The organism is Hymenobacter sp. R533113 (assembly GCF_056835965.1).
Window position 1 is genome coordinate 55538 of sequence record NZ_JAKWBD010000015.1, and the last position, 24903, is coordinate 80440.

Genomic DNA, 24903 nt, shown 5'->3' on the forward strand with positions numbered 1-24903 from the left:
AGTTTTACTGGTGCTGGGTTGGTGGCTGTATAAAAAACTGGTGGGGCGTCTGCCCGCGTTGCCGCCCAGCTTCGGACGGGGGCGGGCGGCGCTGGTGAGTTTGATGCTACTGGCCTTGCTGGTGGTGCCCATGCGCGGCGGGGTGCAGCAAATCCCGATCAACCAGAGCGACGTGTATTTTTCCGGCCAGTCCTTTGCCAACCACGCGGCCGTAAATGTGCCCTGGAACGTGCTGAACTCGCTGATGCTCAAGAATAGTGGCCCGAACCCGTACCGGTTCATGCCCGATTCGACGGCCCAGCGCATCGTAAAGCAACTTTACACCGCGCCTGCTACAGGTACAGCCGCTGACTCGGGCAACTACAATATCCTGCGCACGCCGCGGCCCAACGTACTGTTTATTATTCTGGAAAGCTTCACCGCCAAGTTTGTAGCCAGCACGGGTGGCGAGCGGGGCGTAACGCCCACCCTGGACAGCCTGGCCCGCACCGGCGTGGGCTTTACCAATATATACGCCAGCGGCGACCGCAGCCAAAAGGGTCTGGTGGCGCTGCTCAGCGGCTACCCCAATCAGCCTACGGGCAGCATTATTAAGGTGCCGCGCAAAACGGAGCGCCTCCCCCACCTGGCGCGCTCCTTCAAGCAGGCCGGCTACCGTAGCTCCTATTATTATGGGGGCGAGCTGGCCTTCGCCAACATGAAAAGCTACCTCGTGGCCGCCGGCTACGACCAACTCACCGAGCGCGCGGATTTTGCCCCCCAGGAGCAAAACTCCAAATGGGGCGCCCACGATCACATCCTTTTTGACCGTATTCTCTCCGATTTAAACCAAAAGGCGACAGCCCCCAACCTTTCTTCCTCACGGCCTTCACCCTCAGCAGCCACGAGCCGTTCGAGATTCCGATTCCGAAGAAATTTCTGGGCACCAGCGAAACAGCGCTGTTTCGCAACTCCGTTTATTATACCGATTGGGCGCTGGGCCGCTTTCTGCGCCAAGCCAGCCGACAGCCGTGGTGGGAAAATACGTTGGTGGTGCTGGTGGCTGACCACGGCCACCCGTTGCCCGGCAACTCGGCTAATGAAAGCCCCGCCAAGTTTCATATTCCGCTGATTTTGGCGGGCGGCGCTTTGCGCCCGGAAGCGCGGGGCCGCGTCGTTGCCAACTTTGGGGCGCAAACCGACGTTGCTACTACTTTATTAGCCCAACTCAACCTGCCAACCAACGAATACGCCTGGAGCCGCAATTTGCTGCGACCGGGGGGCAAATCCTTTGCTTTCTACAACTTCAACGATGGTTTTGGTATGCTCACGCCCGCCGGCGCCGTCACCTACGACCACGTTGCCCGGCGCGTAATTTCCCGTGGTGCCAATGTACCGGATGCGCAGGTGCAGCAGGGCCAAGCGTATCAGCAACTATCGTTCGAGGATTATCTGCGGAAATAACAAGGCTACAATTCGTACGGTGACACTGCTTTAAAGACGCTCATGCAGAGCACCGCGAGGCATCTCGCTCGCGGTCATTGGATTAGTAACCCTATGTCAACACGCGAGATGCTTCGCGGTGCTCTGCATGACGGTCTATTTATATACTTTTCAACTCAAGTATTCCTTACGGCATCGTAAACGACAGGTCAGCGCTGATCAAGTTAGCCGTCAGACCTACGCTCTGGCGATAGTAGGCATAGCGTACTTCTAGAGCTTTAAATTTGGCTACACGTCCTCCAAAGGGCGTTTTGAACCGACCGATGCCGTACACGGGCGAATAGCGGAATCCCAACCCTAGTTTGTTGGCTGAGAAAGCTGCCAAGTCGTAATCGGAGGTGTAGTATTGGTCGCTGATGGAGTGGTCTAGGTAAGGCCTAAAGTATTTGGCGGCCGTCTGGGTATGGTAGCGGTAGAAAGGGTAGAGCACAAAGAATGGCGTCACTTTCACGGGCGCTTCCAGCTCCAGGGTATGGGCCGAAATACCAAAATTATCGTTGTAGAAACGATAGAAACCGCGGAGCTGCACCAAATCGGTCGCGTAATAATTCAGCCGCAGGCCCAACGGATATTTGTACCGCTGACGAGGCAACAATTCTGCCTTGGCCGCACCAAAATTGCCCCCCACTTCCCGAAAATACACGCGGTGAAAGGGCGTGCTCAGCAGTCCCCGCTGGGCTACCAGTTCAGTGCTCACGGCTACTTGCAGGCGCTGATTAATGACCTGCGAGTACACAAGGTTCAGGTTGTAGCTCTGGCGTGTATCGAAGCCGGAGCCGTGCTCACCCCCACCATTGGCGCGCAATTCGACGGGCAAAATAAGGGTAGCCCGGTCGAAAAAAGCCTGCCCGGCCACGCTTAGCTCGCGGTTGCCATCGGCCGACGCGCGGGCCCAGGAGCCCGTCACATTGAATGAGGTGTAGTCATATTCTTTGGAGAAGCCCGCGCCCACGCCCATAATGGTGCGCTTATCGGCCAGCTGACGCGCGAGGCCCAGATCGAGGTGGTAGCGCGTGTCCTGCGCCGACGCTGAAGACAGGTACTGATCAATCCGATCGGTAGAGGCGGAGGAGTAATAATCCATCCCCAGGTTGGCCGAAATGCGCGTGGCCGAATCCAGGGGCACATTCAGGATGATGGTGGGCGTCACATCGGTCAACTGTTGGGTACCGATGCCGCCTTCCACGGCGCTGCGGTTGCCATCCTGCGAGTAGTAGCTGGAAAGAATGTTAAGCTCAGTTTCGCCGTGGTTGCTGGGGTTGGCCGGGCTGGGCGCCGTGGTAGCCGGCGCGCCGTAGCCGTCCACGCGGTTGGGCGTGGGCGTTGCCTGGGCCCAACCGAACAGCGGAAGCAAGACCAGTGCGCTGGCAAGAAAAGCGGGGAGTAAGCGAGACATGAGCAGAGATATCGAGCGCACGTTAATTGCAGCCGCAGCCGCCGCCTACTTTGCCGCCGTTGGCGCCGCCCGCGCCTTCGCGGTAGCTTTCAAAGTTGGTTTCGTAGGTTTGAATGCGTTTGTTGGCTAGCTGCATGTCCTCATCGTTGAGGTACACTTTCTGGTAGGCGGCCACCGATACGCAGCCGGTCAGGGCGCTGCTTAGCAGAAAAAAGCCCCCAGCGCCAGCCGGATCGGGATAGAATGTCTCATGACTTGGGAGAGGAAGTGAGGCCGACGTTGGTTTGCCGGCATCTTTGTAATAATTAACCTGCATGCCTTTGGAAGTCAGCGTGCGGCCATCATTCGTGATAAGGGTGCAATCCACGCCTTTGAGGCGGTTGATAAGGGCCAAGCCTTCCTCCGGTCCCAGCACAAATACCACCTCATCGAGCCCGTCGGCCAACTCTACATCGGGGCAGATAATGGTAACCGAACGCAGCCCGGTGGCGGGCAGGCCAGTATGCGGATTAATAATGTGGCCGTATTGCTGGCCCTTCACCGTGAAATATTGCTCGTAGTTGCCGGCCGTCACCACGGCCACGTCCGATACGGTCAGCCACGATGACACCGACTGCGGGTGGGCTGGGTCGCCGATGGCAATGCGCCACAGCGAGCCGTCGGCCTGACGACCCCAGCAGGATACGTCGCCCGACCCATTGATGAGGCCGCCTGCAATGCCCATCTGCTTCATCAGGGCCTGGGCGCGACGTACGCCGTAGCCCTGCAGAATGCCGGCCAGGTTCATACGCATGCCTTTGTCTTGCAGCATCACGGAGTGCTTCGCGGGGTCGAGAACTACTTTATGGTAATCAATACGTGCCACCGAAGCCTTCACGACCTCCGGGGCGGGCAAGGCGGCGTGTTCCTGGCGGTCAAACTTGTAAATTTTCTCGCCACCAGCAAACGTAATGTCGAAGGCGCCGCCGCTCAGGGCCGAAAGCTTGAGTGTACGTTGAATTAAATCAAATACCTCCTGATCGACCACCACCGGGCGCAGGCCGGCAGCACGATTTACCTGCGTAATCTGCGAAGTAGAATCCCAATACGAACACAGCCGATCGATCCGCCGGATTTCCTCCAAGCCCGCCCGAATGGCCCGCCACGCCAGCGAGTCATCAGCCGACACGGCCGTGACGGTGAAGTGCGAGCCCATGAGCTGCGCGCCGCCAGTGAAGCTGCGGGGCTTGGGCGCCGCCGAAATTTGCCCCCCAGTCAACAGCAGCAATAGCAGCGTTACTCGCGCGGGGATAGCACCAGGCCAGGTCAGAAATGTGCGCACGGGGCTTATTTTTTGGCCAGCAGCTGCGTGAGGTAAGCATCGTAGGCCGTGGCGCCGCCGGGGCGGTAGCCGGTTTTGGCCAGTACCTTGCCTTCGGGCGAAAGCAACACGACCAGTGGAAACGAGCCCTCCTTATTTAATTGAGCAGCAGCTTCTTCGTTCAGCTTCATTTGAGCGGCAGGCAGCTTGTTCTTCTTACCGCGCGGAAAATCGAAGCGGGCCAGCACAAAGCGGCTTTGGGCATATTGCTGAAACTCTGGCTGGTCGAACACTTCCTGCTTTAGCATAATGCAAGGCTTACACCAATCGGAGCCCGAAAAAACGGCGAGAACAGGTTTTTTGGCTGTTTTTGCCTCTTGTAAGGCGTCGATAAGGTTGGTATTCCAAGTGGCGGCAGGTGTCTGAGCACTGGTACTGAAAAAGCCAAGCAGTGGAAGCAAGAGCAGAATGATAATTCGCATAAAGGTGAAGGCGTAACCGGAGATTAAATCTAGATTAAAATCTTCTTCCTATACAATCCCGTCCGCCTTTAAGTTTGCGTTGGCTGCCAAGTGGTTTTGCCGCTTCTACACACTATCAAGCAAGAAGCCGGTAAAACCTGTGTTCCTTCGTACCTTTGCGGCTTCTTATGGAAACCAAGAAAGTTGCTTTTTATACCCTGGGCTGCAAGCTCAATTTCTCCGAGACTTCCGCTATTGGGCGGCAGTTTGAGGAGCGCGGCTTCCGCAAAGTCCCCTTCGAGGACGCGGCCGATATCTACGTCATCAATACCTGCTCCGTCACCGACCACGCTGACCGCAAGTGTCGCAAAGTGGTAAAAGAGGCCCTGAAGCACAATCCGGAGGCTTTCGTGACCATTGTTGGCTGCTACGCGCAGCTTAAACCGCAGGAAATAGCCGAAATTCCGGGCGTGCATGCCGTGTTGGGTGCGGCTGAGAAGTTTCAGCTCGTGGATATCTTGGCGGGCTTTGAAAAAGCCCCCCAGACGCAGGTGTACGCCAGCCCCATCAGCGCCGCCACCGAGTTTCACGCTGCCCACTCCTTCGGCGACCGTACGCGCACTTTTCTGAAGGTGCAGGACGGCTGCGACTACTCCTGCTCGTTTTGCACCATTCCACTGGCCCGCGGCAACAGTCGCTCGGGCAGCGTGCAGAGCGTGGTAGAGCGCGTACAAGGCTTGGCCACCACCGGCGTAAAGGAAATCGTGCTGACCGGCGTGAACCTGGGCGATTTTGGTTTGCAAGGACCCGATCGGGAGCGCAAGGAGAATTTTTATGATCTCGTGCAAGCCCTGGACGCGGTAGAAGGCATAACTCGCTTCCGCATTTCAAGCTGCGAGCCCAACCTACTCACCGACGATGTTATTCGCTTCGTGGCGCAGTCAGGGCGGTTTATGCCTCACTTCCACATCCCGCTGCAAAGCGGTTCGGATAAGATCTTGGGGTTGATGCGCCGCCGTTACCGCCGCGCCCTCTACGCCGACCGCGTGCGCCTGATTAAAGAAGTAATGCCGCACGCCTGCCTTGGCGTTGATGTGATTGTGGGCTTTCCGGGCGAAACCGACGCCGATTTTCTGGAAACCTACCAGTTCCTGAACGACCTGGATATCAGCTACCTGCACGTTTTCCCCTACTCGGAGCGCGAAAACACCTTAGCTCCTACCTTACCCGGCCGCGTGCAGGACCGCGTGCGCCACGAGCGCACCACCCAGCTGCGCAGCCTTTCGGAGAAGAAAAAGCGCCACTTCTATGCCCAGCACATTGATCAGGAAGCGGAAGTTCTTTTTGAGGATGATGTTAGGAACGGCGTGATGGAAGGCTTCACGCCTAATTATATCCGCGTTGCCGCCAAATATGACCCGCTATTGGTAGGAGAGCTAAAGCGCCTGCGCTTGACGGTCGTTAATGCACAAGGGCAAATGGAGGCCGAGGAGCTTGGCTTTGAAGTTTTACAGCATTAACCTATTCGCTCGCACGGAACAACATACGTATAGATCAGAAAGCGCCCTAACTATATAGTCAGGGCGCTTTTTTGTGCGTGGGATCTACTTTGTACTGCGGCAGCTTTAATAGCCGCAGGATAAACCGATGCCCCAACTACATTTTCCGCTGCATCAGATCCAGCATCTGCTGCATGAGGCGCTGTTGCTCCTGCAAATGCTGATTGCGCAGTTCGGCTATTGCCAACTGATGGGCCATCTGCTGCGTGTATAAGGCGGTTTGCCAACTAGTATCCACCGGATTTGTGGGCGTAGCTGCCGGGGCAACCGCTGCGGGCGTTTCAGGCGTTGGGTGTTGAAAAGCAACGGCAGTAACTGGTGCCGAGCTAGCGGCTTCGGCCTCTGGTGTAGCAGGAGTTTTTGGTAAAGAAATTTCGGCGGCGGGCTTCGCAATAGAAATAGCAGCCGGGGTAGCGGTGGCAGCTACGGGGGGCTTTTCTTTGGCAGATGTGGGTTTAAATAAGTTGCCTTCTACTGACGCAGAGCTTCTTGCTCCTCCTACCGATTCCTCAGTCACCATCGGTCCTGCGCCCTGCAACAGCCAGTCTTTTGATAGATTTGGATATACCTCAAAAACCTTACACAAAAGGTCAAAGCCTGGTTTATTGCGCTCATCCACCAGATGCTGAATCACGGTCGCAGTCTTGTCAAGGGACGCAGCAAAGGCATTTTTTGAGATGCCTAGATAAGCGATAAATTGCGCAAAGCGCTGACCAACGGTTGCAGTTTCAGGCATATTCAAAAGGTTAATATTTGCTGTTGCGCAAGGTATGTACAAATGAGTAAGAATATTTTTAGCCGGCGCTAATTTTATTATCCTGCCTTCTTCCCGCCTATTTAATTCGCTTATGGTAGCGGTATCACACGCATTCTTTCCTCGACGACGCCTCAGGCAGCTACTAACTTTAGGGGGATTAACGGCTTTTGTCGCCTGTTAGGCAGCGCAGACTCCGGGCCCAATCGCGCCAGACCCGGTTTCGACGCTTGCCCCCTTGCGCACCCATGATGCTGTGTTGTATAAGGTATTCGTGCCGCGCTTCAGCGCCGCTGGCACCTTCGACGGCGTGATTCCGCGCCTGGATTCACTGCGAGCTTTGGGAGTGAATGTGATTTGGTTGATGCCGGTGCACCCCACTGGCCAAGGCGGCTCCCCCTACTGCGTGCGCAAGTACGCGGCCATTAACCCGGAGATGGCCAACCACACAGCCTGAAAACATCCCTGGATTCGGCAGCACCCGGACTGGTATACCCGCGACGCGGCCGGCCGCATCGTTTCTCCCCGCCCCGAGTGGACTGACGTAGCAGATTTGAATTACGATCAGCCAGGGTTGCGCCAGGAGGTGATCCGGCAGCTGCAGTTTTGGGTGCAGGACCACCACGTCGATGGCTTCCGGTGCAACGCGGCCCCGACATGGTGCCCGACGACTTCTGGCAGCAAGCCATTCGGAAGCTAGGCACCGCCCACCCAAATTTGCTTTGGCTGGCTGAAGGGGAAAAACCACGCACTACACCTCCGGGTTTCAACTCACTTTTGGCTGGGCCTTCTACGCCCAGCTAAAGGCGGTATTTATTCGTCAGGCAGCCACCGCGACGCTGGCCGCCGCGCAACGGCAGGAAATGAAAGGCGTGCCAGCCGGCAGTTTTCGTTTGCGCTTTACTACGAATCACGATGAGGCTTCCACGGCTAAGCCCCCATCGAACTGTTAGGTGGCCGGGATGGGGCGGCGGCAGCCTACGTCGCGACGCTGGCGTACGGAGCCGTGCCGCTGCTCTATAATGGGCAGGAGGTCGACGATCCGGTACTATTAGGGAAATCCAAGTGCGCCATCTTCTGGACCCGCTCGCCCACCACTGCGCAGTTTTTTCGTCAATTATTTCGGGCCTACCACGCCAGCCCGGCCTTACGCGAGGGTACCGTGAAGAGCTTCACGCAATCGGCGAACGTGGTAGTGGTGGAGCACACAATGGACGCGGAGCGGGTAGCAATAGTAATGAACGTGCGCAACCGCCCGGTGCAGGTACCCCTCCCGCCACTGCTTGGTCTGGAGGGCAAAATCTGCTGACCCGACAACCTTTCAATCCGGGAGCTACGGTGTTGCTACCGGCCTATGGCTACCTGGTATGGCGGCTGTAACAAACCGAGCGCGGCCCCGCTCCTACTCGTAGCGCAACGACTCAATCGGGTCGAGGCCGGCGGCTTTGCTGGCCGGGTAGTAGCCCGAGGCCAGGCCCACGCTCACGCAGATCACCAGGCCAATCATCATCCATAGCCAGGGCACCAGAAACGAGCCGCCGCCCGGAATAAAGAGGGAAATAGCGTTGCCGCCGGCTACGCCCAGCACGATTCCCAGAGCGCCGCCCATCACGCAAATCACGATGGCCTCGATGAGAAACTGCTGACGAATCTGCAGGGCCGTGGCGCCCAGGGCCTTGCGAATCCCGATTTCGCGGGTGCGCTCCGTCACGGATACCATCATGATATTCATGAGAGCGATGCTGGCGCCGAGCAATGTTATGAAGCCCACGATAAAGCCCCCCGTACGCAGATTGCCCGAAAGACTATCGAGGGTGGCCACGGCCGAGTCGCTGCGCTCCAGCTCAAATGAGTCTTCTTGCCCGAGCCGGTCGCCGCGCACGGCGCGCATGATGCCGGTCGCCTGGCCCATGATAAAGGTGAGATTATCGGGGTCGGTGGTGGCGGTTTTGATGTCGAAGGTGAGGGCGCGCTGCCGCGGCAATTGATTACCGGTAATCAAAGGAATAAGCACCAGCCGGTCGGCCCCGCCGCCCCCGCCCATGCCGCTGCCGCTGGCTTCCAGCTGCCCGATTATCTGGAAGCGCTGCCCCAGAAAGAACACGTACTGATCGATGGCCGATTGATTGGGAAATAGCTTTTCCTTGATTTCAGGCCCCACAATGGCCACGTTGGCACCAACTTCCAGCTCGGAAGGCGAAAACGACCGGCCATCCTCCAGGTTATAACTCTGAATGCGCAGGTAATTTTCGTCGCCGGCCACCACCTGCATGTTGGGGTTGGTTTTGAGGCCACCCGCTTTTACTTCGGTAGCACCCGTAATGAAGGCGGAGATACCCACTTGCGCGTCGTCGCCGAGGCGCTCTTTATACTGCCGGGCTTGCAAGTAGTTGATAGCCGGATAGGTCCGCCCCTGCACACCGCCGCGCCTGAACCGGTTCGTGTAGCCCTTAGCCGTCAGCTCAAAAGAATTGGCCCCTAAACTGGCAAACGTGTTGGTCAACGACGATTTGATGGCGTCGATGGCGGTGAGAATGCCCACCAGCGACATGATGCCGATGCTCACGATCAGGGCCGTGAGCACGGTGCGCAGCAGATTGCTCTTAATGGAACGGAAAGCCTCGCGGATGTTTTCTAGCAAGTGCATAATAGCGGCCTGATGGCGACAAGACGAAAAGAAGAAGACCGACGGCGAGAACCTTTAAAATCGGCCTGTTTGAGCTAATCAACCCGATTGGGGCCGATGCCTAGTGATGCAAGGTAGCCGGTTTTGGGCAGATTCCGTCCGGGTTTTGCTACCTTTAAATCATGACTGAGCGTGGATTTTTATAATCTGGTTGACTATTTCTCAATAGGCGGAACGCGGTAGAGACGCAACACTTTGCGTCTCGTCGTTGAACGTCATCGTATGATTAGATCGGCGCGGCATCAATCGTGCAACGAGGAGACGCAAAGTGTTGCGTCTCTACCGCGTTCTAACACTGATAATTGGTTTGATTATTTTATCAACTCACTCTTTGACTTCAAGTATCTGATGATCCTAAAACGCTTTTCGTTTGTGCTGTTGCTGACGGCCATGTGGCTGGGGGCTCCGCTGGCTGCCTGGGCCAACCAGATTCTGATTCCAATGGATAAGACGCAGAAAGAGCACCTGAAAGCCTACGGCGCGACCTATTGGCTGCTCAGCAAGCAGGTAGAGGTCGATTGGCTGCTCAATTACCGCGGGGGCGTTTTCCTGCGCCGTGGCGCCAGGCATAGAAAACGAGCTGACCGTACGTGGGGTAAGCTTTCAGGTGATTTCCTCGGCCCAGTACGGCAGCATTTTGCAGGAGATAGCCGACCCCAATGCCAATATGGACATCATGAAGCTGGAGAAGGTGCCCAAAATAGCAGTGTACACGCCCAAGGACAAGCAGCCCTGGGATGATGCCGTGACAATGGTATTGGCCTACGCCGAAATTCCCTACACCCAGATTTACGACGACGAAGTGCTGCGTGGCGACCTGCCCAAGTACGACTGGCTCCACCTGCACCACGAAGACTTTACGGGCCAGTACGGCAAGTTTTACGCTACTTATCGCAACCGCCCCTGGTATCAGAAGCAGCAGCACGATTCGGAGGCGGCGGCCAAGCGCAACGGCTTCGCTAAAGTGAGCCAGATGAAAGGGGCCGTAACGGTGAAAATGCAGGAGTTTATTGCGGGCGGCGGTTTTTTGTTCGCTATGTGCTCGGCCACTGACTCCTATGATATTGCTCTGGCCGGATTGGGCCTGGACATGGTGGAAAGCATGTACGACGGCGACCCCGCCGATCCTACGGCTCAAAGCAAGCTCAACTTCAACCGAACACTAGCCTTCAAGGATTTCCAGCTCGTGCGCGACCCCTATCAGTACGAGTACTCTAGCATCGATATGCAGCCCTATGAGCGCGGGGTGTACGAAGACAACGACTACTTTCAGCTATTCACTTTCTCGGCCAAATACGACCCGGTGCCCACCATGCTCACCCAGAATCACGAGAAAACCGTGAAGGGTTTTATGGGCCAGACTACTGCCTTCCGCAAAAGCCTGGTGAAGGCCGACGTCATTGTGATGGGTGAAAACAAGCAGTCGAATGAGGTGCGCTACATGCACGGCACGCTGGGCAAAGGCACCTGGACTTTCTACGGCGGCCACGACCCCGAAGACTACCAACACCTGGTGGAAGAAGAGCCCACCGACCTGGCCCTGCACCCCAACTCGCCCGGCTACCGCCTGATTCTGAACAACATCCTGTTCCCGGCGGCGAAAAAGAAAAAGCAGAAGACCTGAGAAACATAAGCCCATTACGCGGCACGAATAAACAAAAAAGCCCCCCAGACGACTTAGAACGTCGTCTGGGGGGCTATTTTATTGGGTTACTTCTATTTCGCGGTGGTAAGTTGGGCTGTTGGGGTAAGCTGCACGATTTGTCGGGGCAGCGCCGGAATATCATCGTTCTTATACGGGTCGATATCCAGCGTCAGCTGTACCAGTACCGGCTGGCCACTAGCCACACCCGACACGATAAGCTGGTAGGCCATCCCACCCGCGTCCGTCATATAGCTCAGCTTGAAGCCTTTAGCAGGCTTACCGGCTATGTAGCACTCGAAGGGTACCATGTCGGTACGCTTGTGCTCCCGCTTCATTTGCCTGGCAAACTCCTCCGGGGCCGTTTTCATGACCGCATAGTCCATGTACATCCAAGTAATGTCGTACTTATCGCATTTTATCTGGTAAGGGCTCGAACTCGTACAACCCTCCGTAACTTCTATATTCTGTCCACAAAAGTTGACGCTGGGCGCAGGCGCTGAAGTCGCGGTTGGTGCTGGCGTCTGAGCGAAAGCCAGAGATGCACAAAGCATCAAAACAAGAGTGCAAATACTTTTCATGGTCCTAAATATGCGTATGATCGGGCTGTCACAAAAATATCCGAGTCAACAAGTTGCAAAACATTTGTTGGCTTTGCGCTTCTGCTCAACTGACTTTAGTGAAATTTACACTATTTCTACAAACAGTGTGCCTCTATATTTTTACGCTGACTTTTTAGGGCGATTTGCAAGGTTGAGTTCCAGGTTGCTGGGTCAGACGGAGAACTCAGGCTGGATGAAAGCATAGGTTCTTTTCTGGAAATCCATACACGAAACCAAATAGGCCGTATGGAGGTCTTGGGGGGCAAATTTAAGAGCTCTTATCAGGCTTGACGCCCCCTCATTCGCTTTCGCCCCGCCTACCCTTAACCCCGTCCGTATGGATCTTGATCATTCCAACTACGGCTTTTCGGTCAGCAAAGAAGAAGACCGGCTGACCGAAGACCTCACCAACCCCCTGCCCAGGGCGGTATTACGGTTCAACTCCTATTCGCTGCTCGACGGCGAATGGCGCTTCGCTATCGATGAGGCCGACGCGGGCCTGCGCGACGGCTGGTACCTGGGCTACGACTATAAGCATACCGCTCAATGGCCGGGCTCTATTGAGGAACACATGGTGGACTCCAAAGACCACCCTCAGTCCGCCGGCTGGCACGATAAAGTTGTGGCCTGGTATGAGCGTGAATTCACGCTGCCGGAGCTGGATGAATCGGTGGAGCACTCACGTACGATGCTTCAGCTGACTTTTGGGGCCTGCGGCTACGAGACGCGGGTGTGGCTGAATGGCCGTCTGCTTCGCACCATTGAGGGCGAAGATGTGCACTACGGCGAGTACACGTCGTTTTCCTACGAACTGCGCCAGGAAAACCTGCACCTGGTGAACCGCCTCACGGTGCGCATCTCCGACACCATGGATGCCGAGACGCCACGGGGTAAGCAGGAGTCGCACGTGTACAAGCGTGGCGGTATCTGGTACCAAACCTATACCGGGGCCGTGCGCAGCGTATGGCTGGAAGTAGTGGAGCGCAACCGCCTTCGCTCCCGCGTAGGCGTGGTAAGCATCGTGGAAGACCAGCTGGTCCGCTTCAACCTTACTACCCGCATTCACGACCCTGGCTGCTACACGCTGCGCCTCAAGGTGTTCGAGCGAGATGCGCCCGATGATGCCACTCCACTGGCTACCTCCGATTTCCCGCTGCGCCTGGAAGCCGGCCAGAAGTCGCAGCGGGTAGTACTGGAGGTGCCCGGCGCATCTTTGTGGGCGCCCGGCTCGCCTCACCTATATCGCCTTGTGGCCCAACTCATTGACAGTGATGAGTACACGGCCCAGATTGAGACGTATTTCGGGCTTCGCAAAATAGAGGCCCGCGGGCGCTACGTGTACCTGAATAACCAGCCCATCTACCTCGACGGGATTCTGTATCAGCCGGGTACGGCCACTTATGAGGAAATGCGGCGGCATATGTACGCCATGAAGGAGCTGGGCTGCAACCTGGTGCGCGTACACATTGCCGGCGTTGACCCTCGCATTTATAACCTGGCCGATGAGCTGGGTTTGCTGCTTTGGGTAGAAGTTCCCAGCCCCCACAGCTCTACTCCGCGCAGCCGCCAGAACCACCAAGCCGAGCTTCTGCGCATGGTATCCCTTATCGAAACGCACCCTTCCGTAGTTATCTGGAGCCTCTACAATGAGGATTGGGGGGCGCAGGATATTGCCACCAACCCCCAGACGCAGGCTTACATCGTGGATATGTACCACTACATGCAAATTGCTCACCCGCAGTTTCTGGTGGTCGATAACGACGGTTGGCACCACATTTCGCATACGGGACGCCTGAAGTCGGACCTGCTCACGGCCCACCTCTACACCCCCGATCTGGACCGCTGGCGCGAGCTGCTCGACCGCCTTGTGGGGGCGAAATGGAAGGTACGGCGGCTTTCCCGCTCGTGGTGGGCGACCCGTTTTTCTACCGTCGCCAGGTGCCGCTAATTGTGAGCGAGTGGGGCGGCTTTGGCTTCCCTGATTACGGCGGCCCCAAAGATGCTGCTGAGCGTACGGAGCGCATTCGCGATTTCAAGCGGGAGCTGCGGGCCCGTCCTATTGCCGGCGACGTGTACACCCAGGCTACTAATATCGAGGACGAGCGTAATGGCCTCATCGACCAGACAACGGGCGAGCTGAGCGTGCCGCCGGGCCTGTTGGCCTCCCGCACGGAAGAGCAGCAAGGACAGCCTCAACCTATTGAGACACAAGCTTCCTAGCTCAGCCAAGAAAAAGCCCCCAGATGACTTCTGGGGGGCTTTTTCTTGGCTGAGTACTTCATGCCCGCTTAGTAAGCTTTCAGCCCTAGCTACTCAGACCAGATACTAATGCATCCGGTCGTCGCGCACGGGGAGGTTGGTTACGATTTCGCCTTCGATCTGGAGTAGCTCCTGCAGGCGCGCGTCCACTGTCTGCTTGTCGCAATACTCCTTGGCAAGCTCCACGTAGCTCACGAAGTGGCCGGCTTCGGACACCATCAGCTCGTAGTAAAACTTCGACAGATCAGGATCTGGGATGTGCTTCCACAACAGCTTGAACCGCTCGCAGCTACGGGCTTCTATCAGCGCGCTTACCAGCAGCTGATCCATCAGCTGACGCTCACGGGCACCGCCTTTGCGAACGTGGGCCATGAGCTGCACCACGTACTCGTCGCGGCGCGGACGCCCGAGGGCATGGCCGCGCTTGCGCAGCTCGTGCAGCACCCGCTCGAAGTGGGCCCACTCTTCAGCCACCAGCTCGGTCAGCTCATCAACCAAGCGCGTTTTTTCGGGATACTTCACGATAAGACTAATGCCCGTGCTGGCGGCTTTCTGCTCGCAGTAGGCGTGGTCAACAAGAATATCCTCAATGTTTTTGCTGGCAATATCTACCCACCGTGGGTCAGTATTCAGCTTGAGCTTGAGGATGGTTTTTTCTTTAGACTCTTGTTCCATCAGACTAGATGATTGTTAAAAGATTGTCGTGCAGCAAGAACGTCATGCTGAATCTAGCGTCCGCTTCTCGAAGCATCTCGCTCGCGGTAGTAAGGTTACTAATCTCACATCAGCACGCGAGATGCTTCGACAAGCGGACGCCAGATTCAGCATGACGTTCTTATCTTTATAGGACTTACGCACTTGCGGGGAGCAGGGCAGGAATGAGGGGCTTGGCGAGCAGCTGGCTCAAGTAGGGAGCCCATTGGTGCTGGTGGGCCTGATAAATCGTTTGGGCCGTTGATCGGGCAAACTCGCGCAGGGACACCCACGCCAGGTAGCAGCAGGCCAGATGGTTGCGCTGGGCCTGGGCACGGCGGCACTGGCATTTCTCGGCCCCGGTCAGCTGCTTGAAGCTGCGGTGAAACTCTTCCACCTGCCAGCGGGTGCGGGTGGTGGCCTCGACCAGCGGTTGGGTAAGCGTAAAGGCGAAGTTGTTGGTCACGACCCATTCAATGTCGCCGTTTGGGGCGACCAGCCGGAACAAGCGCACCGCAAACGGCACCTTCTGCAAGCGTACTTCCAAGCCGGTGCTCCACCCACCCGGCGGCGGGGCTACGTCGGCCAGGGACTGGTAGCCCCCTCTTTGCTGGCACTCACTAACCGGTTGCTTTTCAGGGTCGTGAAAAACGTCCAACCGGCCCGCTGAATCAGCTTCAGGTTGTCGCTGCCGCTGTACCAGGCATCGAACAGGAGCGTGCGGGCCTGAATTTTATTTTCCGCCACGACGTGGGCGAACATGGCCTGGAAATGCTCGTTTTTGGTCAGGCCATCCAGCTCCGGGGCATAGACGCGGTAGTCCAGGGGCAGAAAATCCCCGGCCTGTCCGCTGCTGTGGACCAGGTTAACCAGGCAGATGCCGGTGACCAGGCCATGTTCGTTGCCCGAATACTGGCGTTTGGCTACTTCAATGAAGCGACTGTAGCGCTTGTCCTGCACGCTATCATCGACCAGCAAAAAGGCCTCCGGCGAGTCGTGGAGCAAGGGCAAGACCAACTCGCGCAACTGCGTGGGCGAAAACGAGCTGCGGCGCAGAAATCGGTTCACTTGATCGTGGCTCACCTGCGACAGGTGCTCGGCCAAGTGCGTACACGTATAATTGCGGGGCGTACTAAGCAGGTACTCGATGTAAGTCGCTTGCGTCACCATAAAGCCAGGCTTTTTCTCAAGTTACTACTAAGTGCGTAAGTCCTACTTTAATCAAAAAACTGCCACTTCAGGCCCACTTCAAAGCGGCGGGGCAGCCCAGTGTAATAGGGAGTGGTGAAATAACCGTTGCGGTGCAGGCCCTGGTTCAGGTAAGCCATTTTCAGGAATACCGACACCGTGCGAATATCAAAGCTTACAAAGGCGTCGAGCAGGGAATAGCGCCGGATAGTGAACCGATCCTGCACGAAAAACTGCTGGGTGCTGGGGCTATAATCGTAGGCCCGAAAGCGCGACTGGTAGTAATACTCCGTGCCGATCTGACCAAACAGGGCCTTTTTGAAGATATAGCCCTGGTAGTACACCTTCGCATTGGCCACCAGACTGGGGATACGCAATCCTTCCTGGTCGCCGCCCAGCGTGTAGGTACCCTGATTATCAGCGAAAAAGTTGCCTACCTGAAAGCGGTGCCGTACCCCCACAATAACCAACTGACGCTGTTCGGAAAGCTGATCTGGCTGGGCTTGCTCGTTATAGTAAATAAGGCTCGAAATGTTGGCCACCGCCACTGAGGCTTGCAGGCGCTGCTTGCCTAAGGTCTGGTCGAGGCGACCGGTGAGCTGGTTGACAAAGGTGTTTTCGAAGTCATCATAGTTGTTCCACTCGTAATGGTTGCCGCTGAATTCGCGCTCCGTAAGCGTTGGGGCATAGGAAGTGCTAAAAAATTCCGCCGTAAGCGGGCCGGTACGCGCGGCTGCTTTTCCCCAATACTCAAGTGTCCCGCGTGCTGGGCCTGGCTTTGTAATATCCGGAATCTTGGCTTCCCCAGCGGCTTCAATGCCGAATATACGGTAGCGGAAGGCCGCATTGCCCCCTACAAATATCTGGTTGTAGGTGCGTATAGGCACATTGTCTTCCAGTACCGTTTCCTCAATCCGGCTGCTGTTAGACAAGCGCGCCAGGCGGTGGCGACCGTACAGCCGGTATTCCACCAGCTTCGTAGCCCCCAGTACGCCTACGCTATTTTCCGCTTGCTCGAACGTGGCCCGGTCATTTGTTACATTGGGGCTCAGACGGGTGCGTGGGTAGTAGAGCGCCTCAGTGGTGCCGCGCGGAATGGCGTCGTCGTTGTAGCGGTTGGTTTGGCGACTTATATCCATCACATGAAAGGCCGTGAGTCCTTTACCCAGCAGGCGGTAGGTTTGGGCCAGATGGATGCGGTCGCGGTCGTCGCGGTTTCTGGCCTGCGTCAGCCATACCCGCTCGTCCTCGTACTCGAAAAGGTTCTCAGTCAGAATGCGGTTATCATCCCTGATATCATCGGGCTGAGGTACAATACCGCCCTGCTCAATGGCTTCATGGCGGGCGGTATTCACATTGAACAGCAGGTGATACCGGTCGTCAGTGGTTTGATAGCGCACAAAGAAGAGCACGCCCGAGTGCCGGGTCAGGCCCTCCGAACCTACGTCCGTAAAGATTTTATTCGAGGAAAACCGCTCGTAGGCAAAGCCCACGTTGGCGGTGCGCTTGATGCTGCGGCTGTACGATACCTCAAATACCTGCTCGCCGGTACCGCCCTGCACAAAGCGGAAAAACGTGTAGGGCGAGCGGGTATCATAGTACGGAATAGTAGCCGAGTTGCGCATGTACTTATCAAATACAGTACGGCCCAGACGCGCACCCAACTGGGTATTCGGCTCCCAAAGCAAGCGGCGCGAGGCCGTGCCGCCGTTGCCCAGGTCCTGCTGAAAAGTGCTGTCGTGGTACCAGTTGCGGGCCTGCTGCATCCCAACCAGGGTAGTGTCCACCATGCGGCCTTCGTGCTTGTCGCGCAGCACGTCGGCCTCCCGAATGACGAGGGTGGTTTTGGCACCGTAGAGTACTTTGGTAGTGTCGTCGACAACCTGCGCCTGCACGGTAAATGAGTTAAAAAGCCCCCCAGCAGTAGTATTAGCCCCATGAGCCAGCGTAGAGGCCGGCCAGTAAGCAGCGTACGAACAAGTGCCAAACGGTTGAGCACAGGCGTAGAGAAAAGCGAAAACAACGAAAAGTCAGACAACAGCTTGGGGCTGAAAGTAGGGAGAAAGCAATTGCCGCAGGCGGTCGGCATCATCGGCCAGAAATTGCACGGTAATCGGGATGTAAAAGACCGGCAGCCGCGCTACAATCGCCCGCAAGCTAGGCTCAAGCAGGCGCACGGCATCCTTTTGGGTAGTAAAAACGCATTGACCGGGTTGTAATTGTGCAGCTATCGCAGCCACATCAGCCGCCGTGAAAGCGTGGTGGTCGCCGAAGCTGGCGTGGTGCCTGATACGGTAGCCGCCCGCCGTCAGATACGTCCGCAGCGGTTCGGGCTGCGCAATGCCCGTCAGCAGCACGATATCGGTGCCGGGGAGCATTTTTGGGCCACTCACCGCCACGGGCTCGCCGTAGGCATACGTTGAGAAAAGAACCGGCACACCGGGCCGCGCATAGTGTCGAATCTGGTGGGTTATTTCCTCGCGCTGGCCCGGAGTTAGCCTCTCATTGCACTTCGTGACTATCACCAAATCGGCGCGACGGGCTCCGGCGCGGCTTTCGCGCAGACGACCAGCGGGCAGTACATAATCGGTGTAAAACGGGCGCTGCCGCTCGGTAAGCAGAATACTCAGCGCCGGGCGCACGCGGCGGTGCTGGTAGGCATCATCCAGCACAACGGTCGTCAGGTCAGCGCGTGCTGCCAGCAGCTGCGTCAGGCCCGCCCGCCGATCCTCGGCTACCGCTACCGGGATTTGCCCCCAAAGTCCTGATAATGCTGCAACGGCTCGTCGCCGATGGTAGCGGCGGTGGCAGCGGCATCGGCTAAGCGGAAGCCCTTGGTACTGCGTCCGTAGCCCCGGCTCAGAATGGCTGGCTTTGCCCCCTGGGCCCGCAGCTCTGCTACCAGCCAGGCCACATGGGGCGTTTTGCCGGTGCCGCCCACGCGCAGGTTACCGATGCTTATTACCGGAGTTTTAAAAGCGTATGATAACTTCAAACCCTTCTCATACAACCAGTTGCGCACTGCCATAACCCCGGCGTAAAGCCAGGCGAACGGGAGCAGCAGCAAGACCAGGAAAGAAGGCATATGAAATAATAGGGCTTGGGGGGCAAAAGTACGCGGAAATGCAGAGTACGCCACTTTTACTGTTTACGCGTAGTCGCACGTATGCACAGACGACTTCCCTGCTCCTATGTCCACCTTCGGCACCCGCCTCCTGCACTTTCTGACCAGTTTCCCCCTACCTGAAACGCTGCCTGACAGCGTAGTGGCTTACAGCCCTTACTTGGAGGAAACTCCCCAGGCTCTGCTCACTCAATTTGCCGCTCGCTACTACGCCGATAATCATCCTCGGGTAGCGCTGCTGGGCATAAATCCGGGCCGCCTGGGCAACGGCCGCACCGGCGTAGCTTTCACCGATCCGGTGGCTTTAACGGCCTGCGGAATCCCGAATGAGCTGCCCCAACAGCGCGAGCCATCGAGTCAGTTTGTGCACGAAGTAATCGGAGCGTTGGGTGGTCCGAAGGTTTTCTTCGACAACTTTTTTCTGGGTTCGCTCTATCCGCTGGTCTTATTGCGGGAAGGCCGCAACTACAACTATTACGACGCGCCCGCCCTGACAGCAGCTTTGGACCCGGCCATCCGCCTTTCTTTGCGGCTCCAAGTCCACGACGTGGGCCTGCGCCGCGACGTAGCCATCTGCCTGGGCCGACGCAACGGGGAATACCTCACGCGGTGGAACCGGGAGCTCCAGCTGTTTGACCAGATTCATATTCTGGACCACCCGCGCTACCTGATGCAGTACAAACGGCGCGATTTGGCAGCGCATGTAACACGCTACGTGGACGTGCTCACGGATGTGCTCAACAAAGCCTAAACGTATGGCGCTCATGCTGGATCTGGCGTCCGCGGAGTCGAAGCATCTCTACCGCTTCGTTGAAACTACTACTCAGTAGAGATGCTTCGACTCCGCGGACGCCAGATCCAGCATGACGTTCTTTTTTCGTTTCTCCCTATTCACCTCCTCTTCATTTCTTGATTAAGAAAATGCCTACTGTTGCTGACCTTGCCCGCGCCCTCGAAACGGCGGCGCCCCTCGCCTACCAGGAATCGTATGACAATGCCGGCCTGCAATGCGGTAATCCACAAGCGGAGATAACAGGCGTCCTGGTTGCTCTCGACTGCACCCCCGCCGTCCTCGATGAAGCCCTAAAACGGGGCTGTAACGTGGTGGTGGCCCATCATCCGGTCATTTTCCGTCCCCTGAAAAGCCTGACCGGCGCTACCGAAGTGGAGCGCACCTTATTGAAGGCGCTGAAAAACGACATTGCCATCTACGCCGCCCACACCAACCTCGACAACGTGCGTCACGGCGTAAATCGCAAGCTGGGTGAAAAGCTGGGCTTGCAGAATCTACGCATTCTGGCCCCCACGAGCGGCAATCTGGCCAAGCTTATCGCCTACGTTCCGCCAACTCATACCGACGCGGTTTTGCAAGCCCTTTACCAAGCCGGTGCCGGACAGATTGGTAATTATTCGGACTGCAGCTTTCGCTCCGATGGCGTGGGCACTTTCACCCCCGGTTCTGCTACCCAGCCTTTTAAAGGGCAACCGGGCCAGTCCGAAACCACTGTCGAGCAGCGCGTGGAAGTACTCCTACCCCTGCATCGGCAGAAAACCGTGCTGCGGGCGCTCCGGCAGGCTCACCCTTATGAGGAGGTCGCCTACGAAATAGTGAAGCTCGAAAATGAAAACCAGGATGTAGGCGCTGGCATAATTGGCGAGTTGCCCCAGGAGTTGACTCCAGCAGCATTTCGGCAGCAGCTACGCGCTATTCTGGGCGTGCCCGTCGTGAAGCACACTGATTTTGATCAGCCTATCCGCCGCGTAGCTTTGTGCGGGGGCGCTGGCAGTTTTCTTTAAACAGAGCCCGGGCGGCCGGTGCCCACGCCTACGTAACCGGCGACTTAAAATACCATGAGTTTTTTGGCCCTGAGGGAGATTTGCTGCTCTGCGATGTGGGTCATTTTGAGAGCGAACAATTCACCAGTGAGCTATTTCAGGAATTGCTAACCTCAACGTTTTCGAGTACTTTTGCGGTCTTAATCGCAGAGACCCTCACCAACCCCGTCCGTTATGACTTCTAACCCTACCGCGGAAACCCCCGTTGCCAACAAGCTGGAGGCCCTTTTGAACCTACAGCGCATTGACTCGCAGCTCGATGAAATTCGGCGCGTGCGCGGCGACTTGCCCGAGGAAGTCCGCGACTTGGAAGACGAGATTATTGGCTATGAAGTGCGTGTAGGCAAGTTCGACGAGGAAATCTCGGGCCTCAACGACCAGATTAAGCAGCGCAAACAGGCCGCGAAAGACGCTGAGGGCCTCATTCGCAAGTATGAGGAGCAGCAGCAAAACGTGCGTAACAACCGTGAGTACGAGGCAATTGCCAAGGAAATTGAGTTGCAGCGCCTGGAAATTCAGATTTCAGAGAAGAAAATTAAAGAAGCTCAGTACCAGATTGAGCAAAAGAACAACGACATCGCCGGCACCAAGCAGCGCCTCGATGAGCGCCGCAAAGACCTGGCGAACAAACAGGGCGAGCTGCAAACCATTGTAGGTGAAAGCGAAGCCGACGAGAAAACACTCATGACGGAGCGCGGCGGCGCAGTGAAGCCAATCGAGGAGCGTTTGCTCATGGCTTACACGCGTATTCGCGGCAACGTTCGCAACGGCCTAGCCGTGGTGACGGTGAAGCGCGATGCCTGCGGTGGCTGCTTCAACACGGTACCCCCCAGCGCCAGGCCGACATCATCTCGCACAAGAAAATCATCGTGTGTGAGCACTGCGGACGGGTTTTGGCTGATGTAGACTTGAAAGCTGCTTAATTCGCTTTTATCCAGTTGATTTAAAAGAGGAACGGCCCGGCGTCGTTCCTTTTTTGTTTAAATGCAGATGAGATTTCCCGCAGAGGAACGCAGAGGGCTACGCAGAGGAACGCAGAGGCTGTTTTTGGTCTGGCTGTTTTCCACTGCGAACCTCTGCGTGACCCTCTGCGCTCCTCTGCGGGAACCCATAGTAGACCTTACACCCTCGCAAGCGCGCGCTTACGCTGAAGTAATAAAGCTGCGCGTGCCCGCCGCCCGCGCCCTGCTTCGCACCGAAGATCCAAACAGCGTCGGCACCGTGCTGGTCGCTGATTGTATGGAGATGGTGGAAATACTAATCAGCCAGGATGCAAAGCGCCATTCCGCCGTGCTGGAAGCGCAGAACCAGCGCCTGGAAACAGTAGAAAAAGCCCCCAGAGTCCTCTGCGCGACTATTCCGCCGCCGAAATTCGCCTTCATCAGGCGGTGCTACAGGTTGTCTTCGAGCACGAGGTACAAGGGGCCTGGAACCTGCGGCAGGCGTACCAGCAGATGCAGAGTGTGGCCAAACGCTACCCAACCTTTCTGCCGGCCCGCAAGTCATTGGGTATGTTGGAGTTTGCTATCGGCTCCCTGCCGGAGGGTTACCGCTGGTTTTTGCGCCTGCTGGGCTTAAGTGGCAGCGTAGATTCCGGCCTGAAGCACCTACGCGCGGCGGCGCAGCGGCCCCACGATTTTCAGCTGGAAAGCCAGCTTATTCTGGCACTGGTAGAAGAAACCTACTATCGGCGAAGCAGCGAAACGACTCAACTAGTTACACGCTTAGCCGCGCAACAGCCGGATAATTTACTCCTTACCTTCCTGGTTATCAGCCAGAATAAGAAGCTGCACCGCACCGACCGTGCCCTGACTGCTTTCCAGGCGCGCCCCACTGGCCCGAGCTATTTGCCAGTGGCCTATCTGCACCATATGGCGGCCGATCTGCTGCTTTATCAGGGTCAGTTTGCCGCTTCCGAGCGCGAAAACCTAGCGTTTTTACAGATGTACCGCGGGCAGCACTACCGGAAAGCGGCGGCTTTCAAGCTTTATCTGGCCGCCTGGCTCAATGGCAAGCCCACCGCGGCTGGCCAGTATCGCCAGCAGATAGCTGCCGGAGGTCGCACGGTAGTAGAGGAAGACACCTATGCTCAGCGTTTTTTCGAGGGAAAAAGTCCCCTGCATCCCATCCTGACCCGTGCCCGGCTTCAGCTCGACGGCGGCTATTATCAGGAGGCTCTCGCCACGCTAAATACGTTTGGTGCTACCAGCAGAAGTACCCTGCGCGACCAATTGGAAGCGCCTTACCGCCGCGCCCGCGCCTATCATGGCCTCAACCAGCTGGATTCGGCTCGGCATTTCTACGCCCGCACCATCGCCCTGGCAAAAGGCCAAGCACCCTACTATTTTGCCCCCCAAGCCGCCTTACAGCTAGGCTATTTGTACCAAGCATCAGGTCAGGACGACTTAGCCCGAAAGTACTTTCGGCAGGTGCTTCAGTACCCTAAGCACGAGTACAAAAACAGCACGGATATGAAGGCAAAAGTGGCTCTGGTCGAGCTTGACTAAGGCCGCAAGCCTTCACGACCATTACTTTTGCTCCGTGTTAATCATTCCGCTGTCCAGCTTATCCATCACGCCCGCTGAGTTTCGGGCCAAAGCCTTGCATTGGGCTGCCCGCTTTACGTACTGCGCCTATTACGAATCCAATGACCTGCCCTATCCGCAGGGGGCTTTTTCTCGTCTGCTGGGTGTGCGTGCTGCTACTGCGCCGGCCCTTAGCACTCTGAATGATTTGAGAGCATGGTTAAAGCAACCTACCAATGTCCCTCGTTGCGGCATTTTGAGCTATGAACTAAAGAATCAAGTAGAAGACCTCAACAGCCGTCATTTCGATGGATTATCTTTCCCTGATCTGCATTTTTGAGCCTGAAAGCTGGCTGATCTGGCACTCAGATTCGGTAGAGATTCACGGTCTGGGGGGCATTTTAGAGGAGATTTTAGTGACTCTAGTACCAGCTCCTGCTACAGTTTCTGTGCCTCAGATGCGGGCCCGGATGCCCAAGACTTCATACCTCGCGGCCATAGAATCGATTAGGGAAGATATTCTTAATGGAGAGGTTTACGAGCTAAATCTATGTCAGGAGTTTTATGCAGAGCAAGTTGATATAGAGCCCGTTTCTACCTTCCTGCAGCTTAATGCAGCGTCGCCTAGCCCTTTCGCCGGGTTTTATAAATGGCAGGATCGGTACTTACTATGCGCGTCGCCCGAGCGATTTCTGCGCCAGCAACACGATGTCCTTCTTTCCCAGCCTATTAAGGGCACGATCCGCCGCGGCCTGACAGCTGAGGAAGATAAGGAACTGCGCCAGAAATTGCGCCGAAACGAGAAGGAACAAGCTGAAAATCTGATGATTGTGGACCTGGTGCGCAATGACCTCGCCCGCGTGGCTGTCACTGGTTCGGTGCAGGTTCCCGAACTATTCGGCCTTTACAGCTTCCGCCACGTCTGGCAGATGATCTCGACCGTACAGGCCCGGCGTCGGCCCGAATGTGACTTAGTGGACACGCTGCGCGCTACCTTTCCCATGGGCTCCATGACGGGCGCACCCAAGATCAGGGCCATGCAACTCATTGAGCAGTATGAGCATAGCCGTCGGGGCCTTTATAGCGGCAGCCTCGGCGTCATCTGGCCCTCCGGCGACTTCGACTTTAACGTGGTCATTCGCAGCCTGCAATTCAACGCCGCCACGGGCTACCTATCCTTTCAGGTCGGCTCTGCCATCACCTACGATTCTGTCCCGGAGCTTGAATATGAAGAGTGCTTATTAAAGGCAAAAGCGATGTTAGAGGTTTTGGGTGCTAAGGTTGTTTGATGGCCAGATACACGAGAAGATACATTAGCTCGTTTTTGAGCAAACGTGCTTTGCACAAGAGCCCAAATCTTACCTATTGTAATCTCTGCCATTCTGTCATTTTAAGC

The 24903-nt window shown here is 56.6% G+C and carries 20 protein-coding genes and 6 pseudogenes; 14 read left to right on the forward strand and 12 right to left on the reverse strand.

Annotated elements, in window-relative coordinates; translation table 11 throughout:
• Nucleotides 1-280: 280 nt before the first annotated feature.
• Together MKZ35_RS21525 and MKZ35_RS21530 are read left to right on the forward strand one after the other, a co-directional pair.
• Nucleotides 281-826, forward strand: a pseudogene (locus MKZ35_RS21525) (LTA synthase family protein); the annotation flags it as partial.
• 77 nt (nt 827-903) lie between these two features.
• Nucleotides 904-1443 carry an LTA synthase family protein gene (locus tag MKZ35_RS21530; RefSeq protein WP_482515320.1) on the forward strand — a complete coding sequence of 180 codons (540 nt, stop codon included), beginning with the start codon at nt 904-906 and terminating at the stop codon, nt 1441-1443.
• A gap of 166 nt (nt 1444-1609) precedes the next feature.
• Here MKZ35_RS21530 and MKZ35_RS21535 read toward each other — a convergent pair whose 3' ends face one another.
• From MKZ35_RS21535 to MKZ35_RS21550, 4 genes and pseudogenes are all read right to left on the reverse strand, one after another.
• Nucleotides 1610-2878: a DUF3570 domain-containing protein gene (locus MKZ35_RS21535; RefSeq protein ID WP_482515276.1), complete on the reverse strand. Its 1269-nt coding sequence runs from the start codon at nt 2876-2878 to the stop codon at nt 1610-1612.
• A 22-nt stretch (nt 2879-2900) separates the two neighbouring features.
• The gene (locus MKZ35_RS21540) at nt 2901-3086 is read right to left on the reverse strand and encodes a DUF4266 domain-containing protein (protein ID WP_482515321.1); all 186 of its coding nucleotides are present in this window, start codon (nt 3084-3086) and stop codon (nt 2901-2903) included.
• Between the two features lie 159 nt (nt 3087-3245).
• Nucleotides 3246-4073: pseudogene (locus MKZ35_RS21545) on the reverse strand (FAD:protein FMN transferase); the annotation flags it as partial.
• Nucleotides 4074-4204: 131 nt separating this feature from the next.
• On the reverse strand, nt 4205-4660 hold the full coding sequence (locus MKZ35_RS21550; protein ID WP_482515277.1) for a thioredoxin family protein: 456 nt from the start codon (nt 4658-4660) through the stop codon (nt 4205-4207).
• Between the two features lie 167 nt (nt 4661-4827).
• Between MKZ35_RS21550 and mtaB the strand changes: the two genes are divergently transcribed.
• Nucleotides 4828-6159 carry a tRNA (N(6)-L-threonylcarbamoyladenosine(37)-C(2))-methylthiotransferase MtaB gene (mtaB, locus tag MKZ35_RS21555; RefSeq protein WP_482515278.1) on the forward strand — a complete coding sequence of 444 codons (1332 nt, stop codon included), beginning with the start codon at nt 4828-4830 and terminating at the stop codon, nt 6157-6159.
• Nucleotides 6160-6295: 136 nt separating this feature from the next.
• On the opposite strand, the gene MKZ35_RS21560 is transcribed toward mtaB, so the two are convergent.
• Entirely contained in the window at nt 6296-6934 is a 639-nt protein-coding gene (locus MKZ35_RS21560; RefSeq protein WP_482515279.1) for a hypothetical protein, read from the reverse strand.
• A 274-nt stretch (nt 6935-7208) separates the two neighbouring features.
• On the opposite strand from MKZ35_RS21560, the gene MKZ35_RS21565 reads away from it, so the two are divergent.
• Complete coding sequence (locus MKZ35_RS21565) at nt 7209-7409, forward strand: alpha-amylase family glycosyl hydrolase (protein ID WP_482515280.1); 201 nt, start codon at nt 7209-7211, stop codon at nt 7407-7409.
• A 549-nt stretch (nt 7410-7958) separates the two neighbouring features.
• Nucleotides 7959-8261 carry a hypothetical protein gene (locus MKZ35_RS21570; RefSeq protein ID WP_482515281.1) on the forward strand — a complete coding sequence of 101 codons (303 nt, stop codon included), beginning with the start codon at nt 7959-7961 and terminating at the stop codon, nt 8259-8261.
• A 93-nt stretch (nt 8262-8354) separates the two neighbouring features.
• Here the strand turns inward: MKZ35_RS21570 and MKZ35_RS21575 are convergent, their stop codons facing one another.
• Nucleotides 8355-9599 (reverse strand): ABC transporter permease, encoded by a 1245-nt coding sequence (locus tag MKZ35_RS21575; protein WP_482515282.1) that lies wholly within the window; start codon nt 9597-9599, stop codon nt 8355-8357.
• A gap of 387 nt (nt 9600-9986) precedes the next feature.
• Here MKZ35_RS21575 and MKZ35_RS21580 point away from each other — a divergent pair.
• Nucleotides 9987-11262: pseudogene (locus MKZ35_RS21580) on the forward strand (asparagine synthetase B).
• Nucleotides 11263-11354: 92 nt separating this feature from the next.
• Here MKZ35_RS21580 and MKZ35_RS21585 read toward each other — a convergent pair.
• Nucleotides 11355-11666 carry a hypothetical protein gene (locus MKZ35_RS21585; RefSeq protein WP_482515283.1) on the reverse strand — a complete coding sequence of 104 codons (312 nt, stop codon included), beginning with the start codon at nt 11664-11666 and terminating at the stop codon, nt 11355-11357.
• A 553-nt stretch (nt 11667-12219) separates the two neighbouring features.
• Between MKZ35_RS21585 and MKZ35_RS21590 the strand changes: the two genes are divergently transcribed.
• Together MKZ35_RS21590 and MKZ35_RS21595 are read left to right on the forward strand one after the other, a co-directional pair.
• Nucleotides 12220-13830, forward strand: a complete 1611-nt coding sequence (locus MKZ35_RS21590) for a glycoside hydrolase family 2 protein (protein ID WP_482515284.1) — start codon at nt 12220-12222, stop codon at nt 13828-13830.
• Nucleotides 13761-14102, forward strand: coding sequence for a hypothetical protein (locus tag MKZ35_RS21595; RefSeq protein WP_482515285.1), 342 nt, complete (start codon nt 13761-13763; stop codon nt 14100-14102). Before MKZ35_RS21590 ends, MKZ35_RS21595 begins: the two co-directional genes overlap by 70 nt.
• Before the next feature lie 105 nt (nt 14103-14207).
• On the opposite strand, the gene MKZ35_RS21600 is transcribed toward MKZ35_RS21595, so the two are convergent.
• The 5 genes and pseudogenes from MKZ35_RS21600 to MKZ35_RS21620 all read right to left on the reverse strand — a co-directional run bounded on the left by MKZ35_RS21600 (nt 14208) and on the right by MKZ35_RS21620 (nt 19107).
• On the reverse strand, nt 14208-14816 hold the full coding sequence (locus tag MKZ35_RS21600; protein ID WP_482515286.1) for a MiaE family protein: 609 nt from the start codon (nt 14814-14816) through the stop codon (nt 14208-14210).
• 175 nt (nt 14817-14991) lie between these two features.
• A pseudogene (locus MKZ35_RS21605) lies at nt 14992-16004 on the reverse strand (IS701 family transposase).
• A 47-nt stretch (nt 16005-16051) separates the two neighbouring features.
• Nucleotides 16052-17917, reverse strand: coding sequence for a putative porin (locus MKZ35_RS21610; RefSeq protein WP_482515287.1), 1866 nt, complete (start codon nt 17915-17917; stop codon nt 16052-16054).
• 135 nt (nt 17918-18052) lie between these two features.
• Nucleotides 18053-18772 carry a tetraacyldisaccharide 4'-kinase gene (locus MKZ35_RS21615; RefSeq protein WP_482515322.1) on the reverse strand — a complete coding sequence of 240 codons (720 nt, stop codon included), beginning with the start codon at nt 18770-18772 and terminating at the stop codon, nt 18053-18055.
• On the reverse strand, nt 18763-19107 hold the full coding sequence (locus tag MKZ35_RS21620) for a tetraacyldisaccharide 4'-kinase (RefSeq protein ID WP_482515288.1): 345 nt from the start codon (nt 19105-19107) through the stop codon (nt 18763-18765). The genes MKZ35_RS21615 and MKZ35_RS21620 overlap by 10 nt, the downstream gene beginning before the upstream one ends.
• Before the next feature lie 106 nt (nt 19108-19213).
• On the opposite strand from MKZ35_RS21620, the gene MKZ35_RS21625 reads away from it, so the two are divergent.
• From MKZ35_RS21625 to MKZ35_RS21650, 6 genes and pseudogenes are all read left to right on the forward strand, one after another.
• On the forward strand, nt 19214-19897 hold the full coding sequence (locus tag MKZ35_RS21625; protein WP_482515289.1) for a uracil-DNA glycosylase family protein: 684 nt from the start codon (nt 19214-19216) through the stop codon (nt 19895-19897).
• 170 nt (nt 19898-20067) lie between these two features.
• A pseudogene (locus MKZ35_RS21630) lies at nt 20068-21167 on the forward strand (Nif3-like dinuclear metal center hexameric protein).
• Nucleotides 21157-21905 (forward strand): annotated as a pseudogene (locus MKZ35_RS21635) (zinc ribbon domain-containing protein). The pseudogenes MKZ35_RS21630 and MKZ35_RS21635 overlap by 11 nt, the downstream one beginning before the upstream one ends.
• A gap of 465 nt (nt 21906-22370) precedes the next feature.
• Nucleotides 22371-23489: a tetratricopeptide repeat protein gene (locus tag MKZ35_RS21640; protein WP_482515290.1), complete on the forward strand. Its 1119-nt coding sequence runs from the start codon at nt 22371-22373 to the stop codon at nt 23487-23489.
• A 34-nt stretch (nt 23490-23523) separates the two neighbouring features.
• A complete protein-coding gene (locus MKZ35_RS21645; protein WP_482515291.1) occupies nt 23524-23847 on the forward strand; it encodes a hypothetical protein in 324 nt (107 codons plus the stop codon).
• Nucleotides 23816-24796: an anthranilate synthase component I family protein gene (locus tag MKZ35_RS21650; protein ID WP_482515292.1), complete on the forward strand. Its 981-nt coding sequence runs from the start codon at nt 23816-23818 to the stop codon at nt 24794-24796. The genes MKZ35_RS21645 and MKZ35_RS21650 overlap by 32 nt, the downstream gene beginning before the upstream one ends.
• Nucleotides 24797-24903 lie beyond the last annotated feature (107 nt).

Excerpts from the sequence above, each read along its gene's own strand:
- MKZ35_RS21535 (WP_482515276.1), bottom strand. The coding sequence starts at position 2,878 with ATGTCTCGCTTACTCCCCGCTTTTCTTGCCAGCGCACTGGTCTTGCTT.
- mtaB (WP_482515278.1), top strand. The coding sequence starts at position 4,828 with ATGGAAACCAAGAAAGTTGCTTTTTATACCCTGGGCTGCAAGCTCAAT.
- MKZ35_RS21590 (WP_482515284.1), top strand. The coding sequence starts at position 12,220 with ATGGATCTTGATCATTCCAACTACGGCTTTTCGGTCAGCAAAGAAGAA.
- MKZ35_RS21560 (WP_482515279.1), bottom strand. The coding sequence starts at position 6,934 with ATGCCTGAAACTGCAACCGTTGGTCAGCGCTTTGCGCAATTTATCGCT.
- MKZ35_RS21600 (WP_482515286.1), bottom strand. The coding sequence starts at position 14,816 with ATGGAACAAGAGTCTAAAGAAAAAACCATCCTCAAGCTCAAGCTGAAT.
- MKZ35_RS21620 (WP_482515288.1), bottom strand. The coding sequence starts at position 19,107 with ATGCCTTCTTTCCTGGTCTTGCTGCTGCTCCCGTTCGCCTGGCTTTAC.
- MKZ35_RS21575 (WP_482515282.1), bottom strand. The coding sequence starts at position 9,599 with ATGCACTTGCTAGAAAACATCCGCGAGGCTTTCCGTTCCATTAAGAGC.
- MKZ35_RS21585 (WP_482515283.1), bottom strand. The coding sequence starts at position 11,666 with ATGGACTATGCGGTCATGAAAACGGCCCCGGAGGAGTTTGCCAGGCAA.
- MKZ35_RS21650 (WP_482515292.1), top strand. The coding sequence starts at position 23,816 with ATGGATTATCTTTCCCTGATCTGCATTTTTGAGCCTGAAAGCTGGCTG.
- MKZ35_RS21625 (WP_482515289.1), top strand. The coding sequence starts at position 19,214 with ATGTCCACCTTCGGCACCCGCCTCCTGCACTTTCTGACCAGTTTCCCC.
- MKZ35_RS21595 (WP_482515285.1), top strand. The coding sequence starts at position 13,761 with ATGGAAGGTACGGCGGCTTTCCCGCTCGTGGTGGGCGACCCGTTTTTC.
- MKZ35_RS21550 (WP_482515277.1), bottom strand. The coding sequence starts at position 4,660 with ATGCGAATTATCATTCTGCTCTTGCTTCCACTGCTTGGCTTTTTCAGT.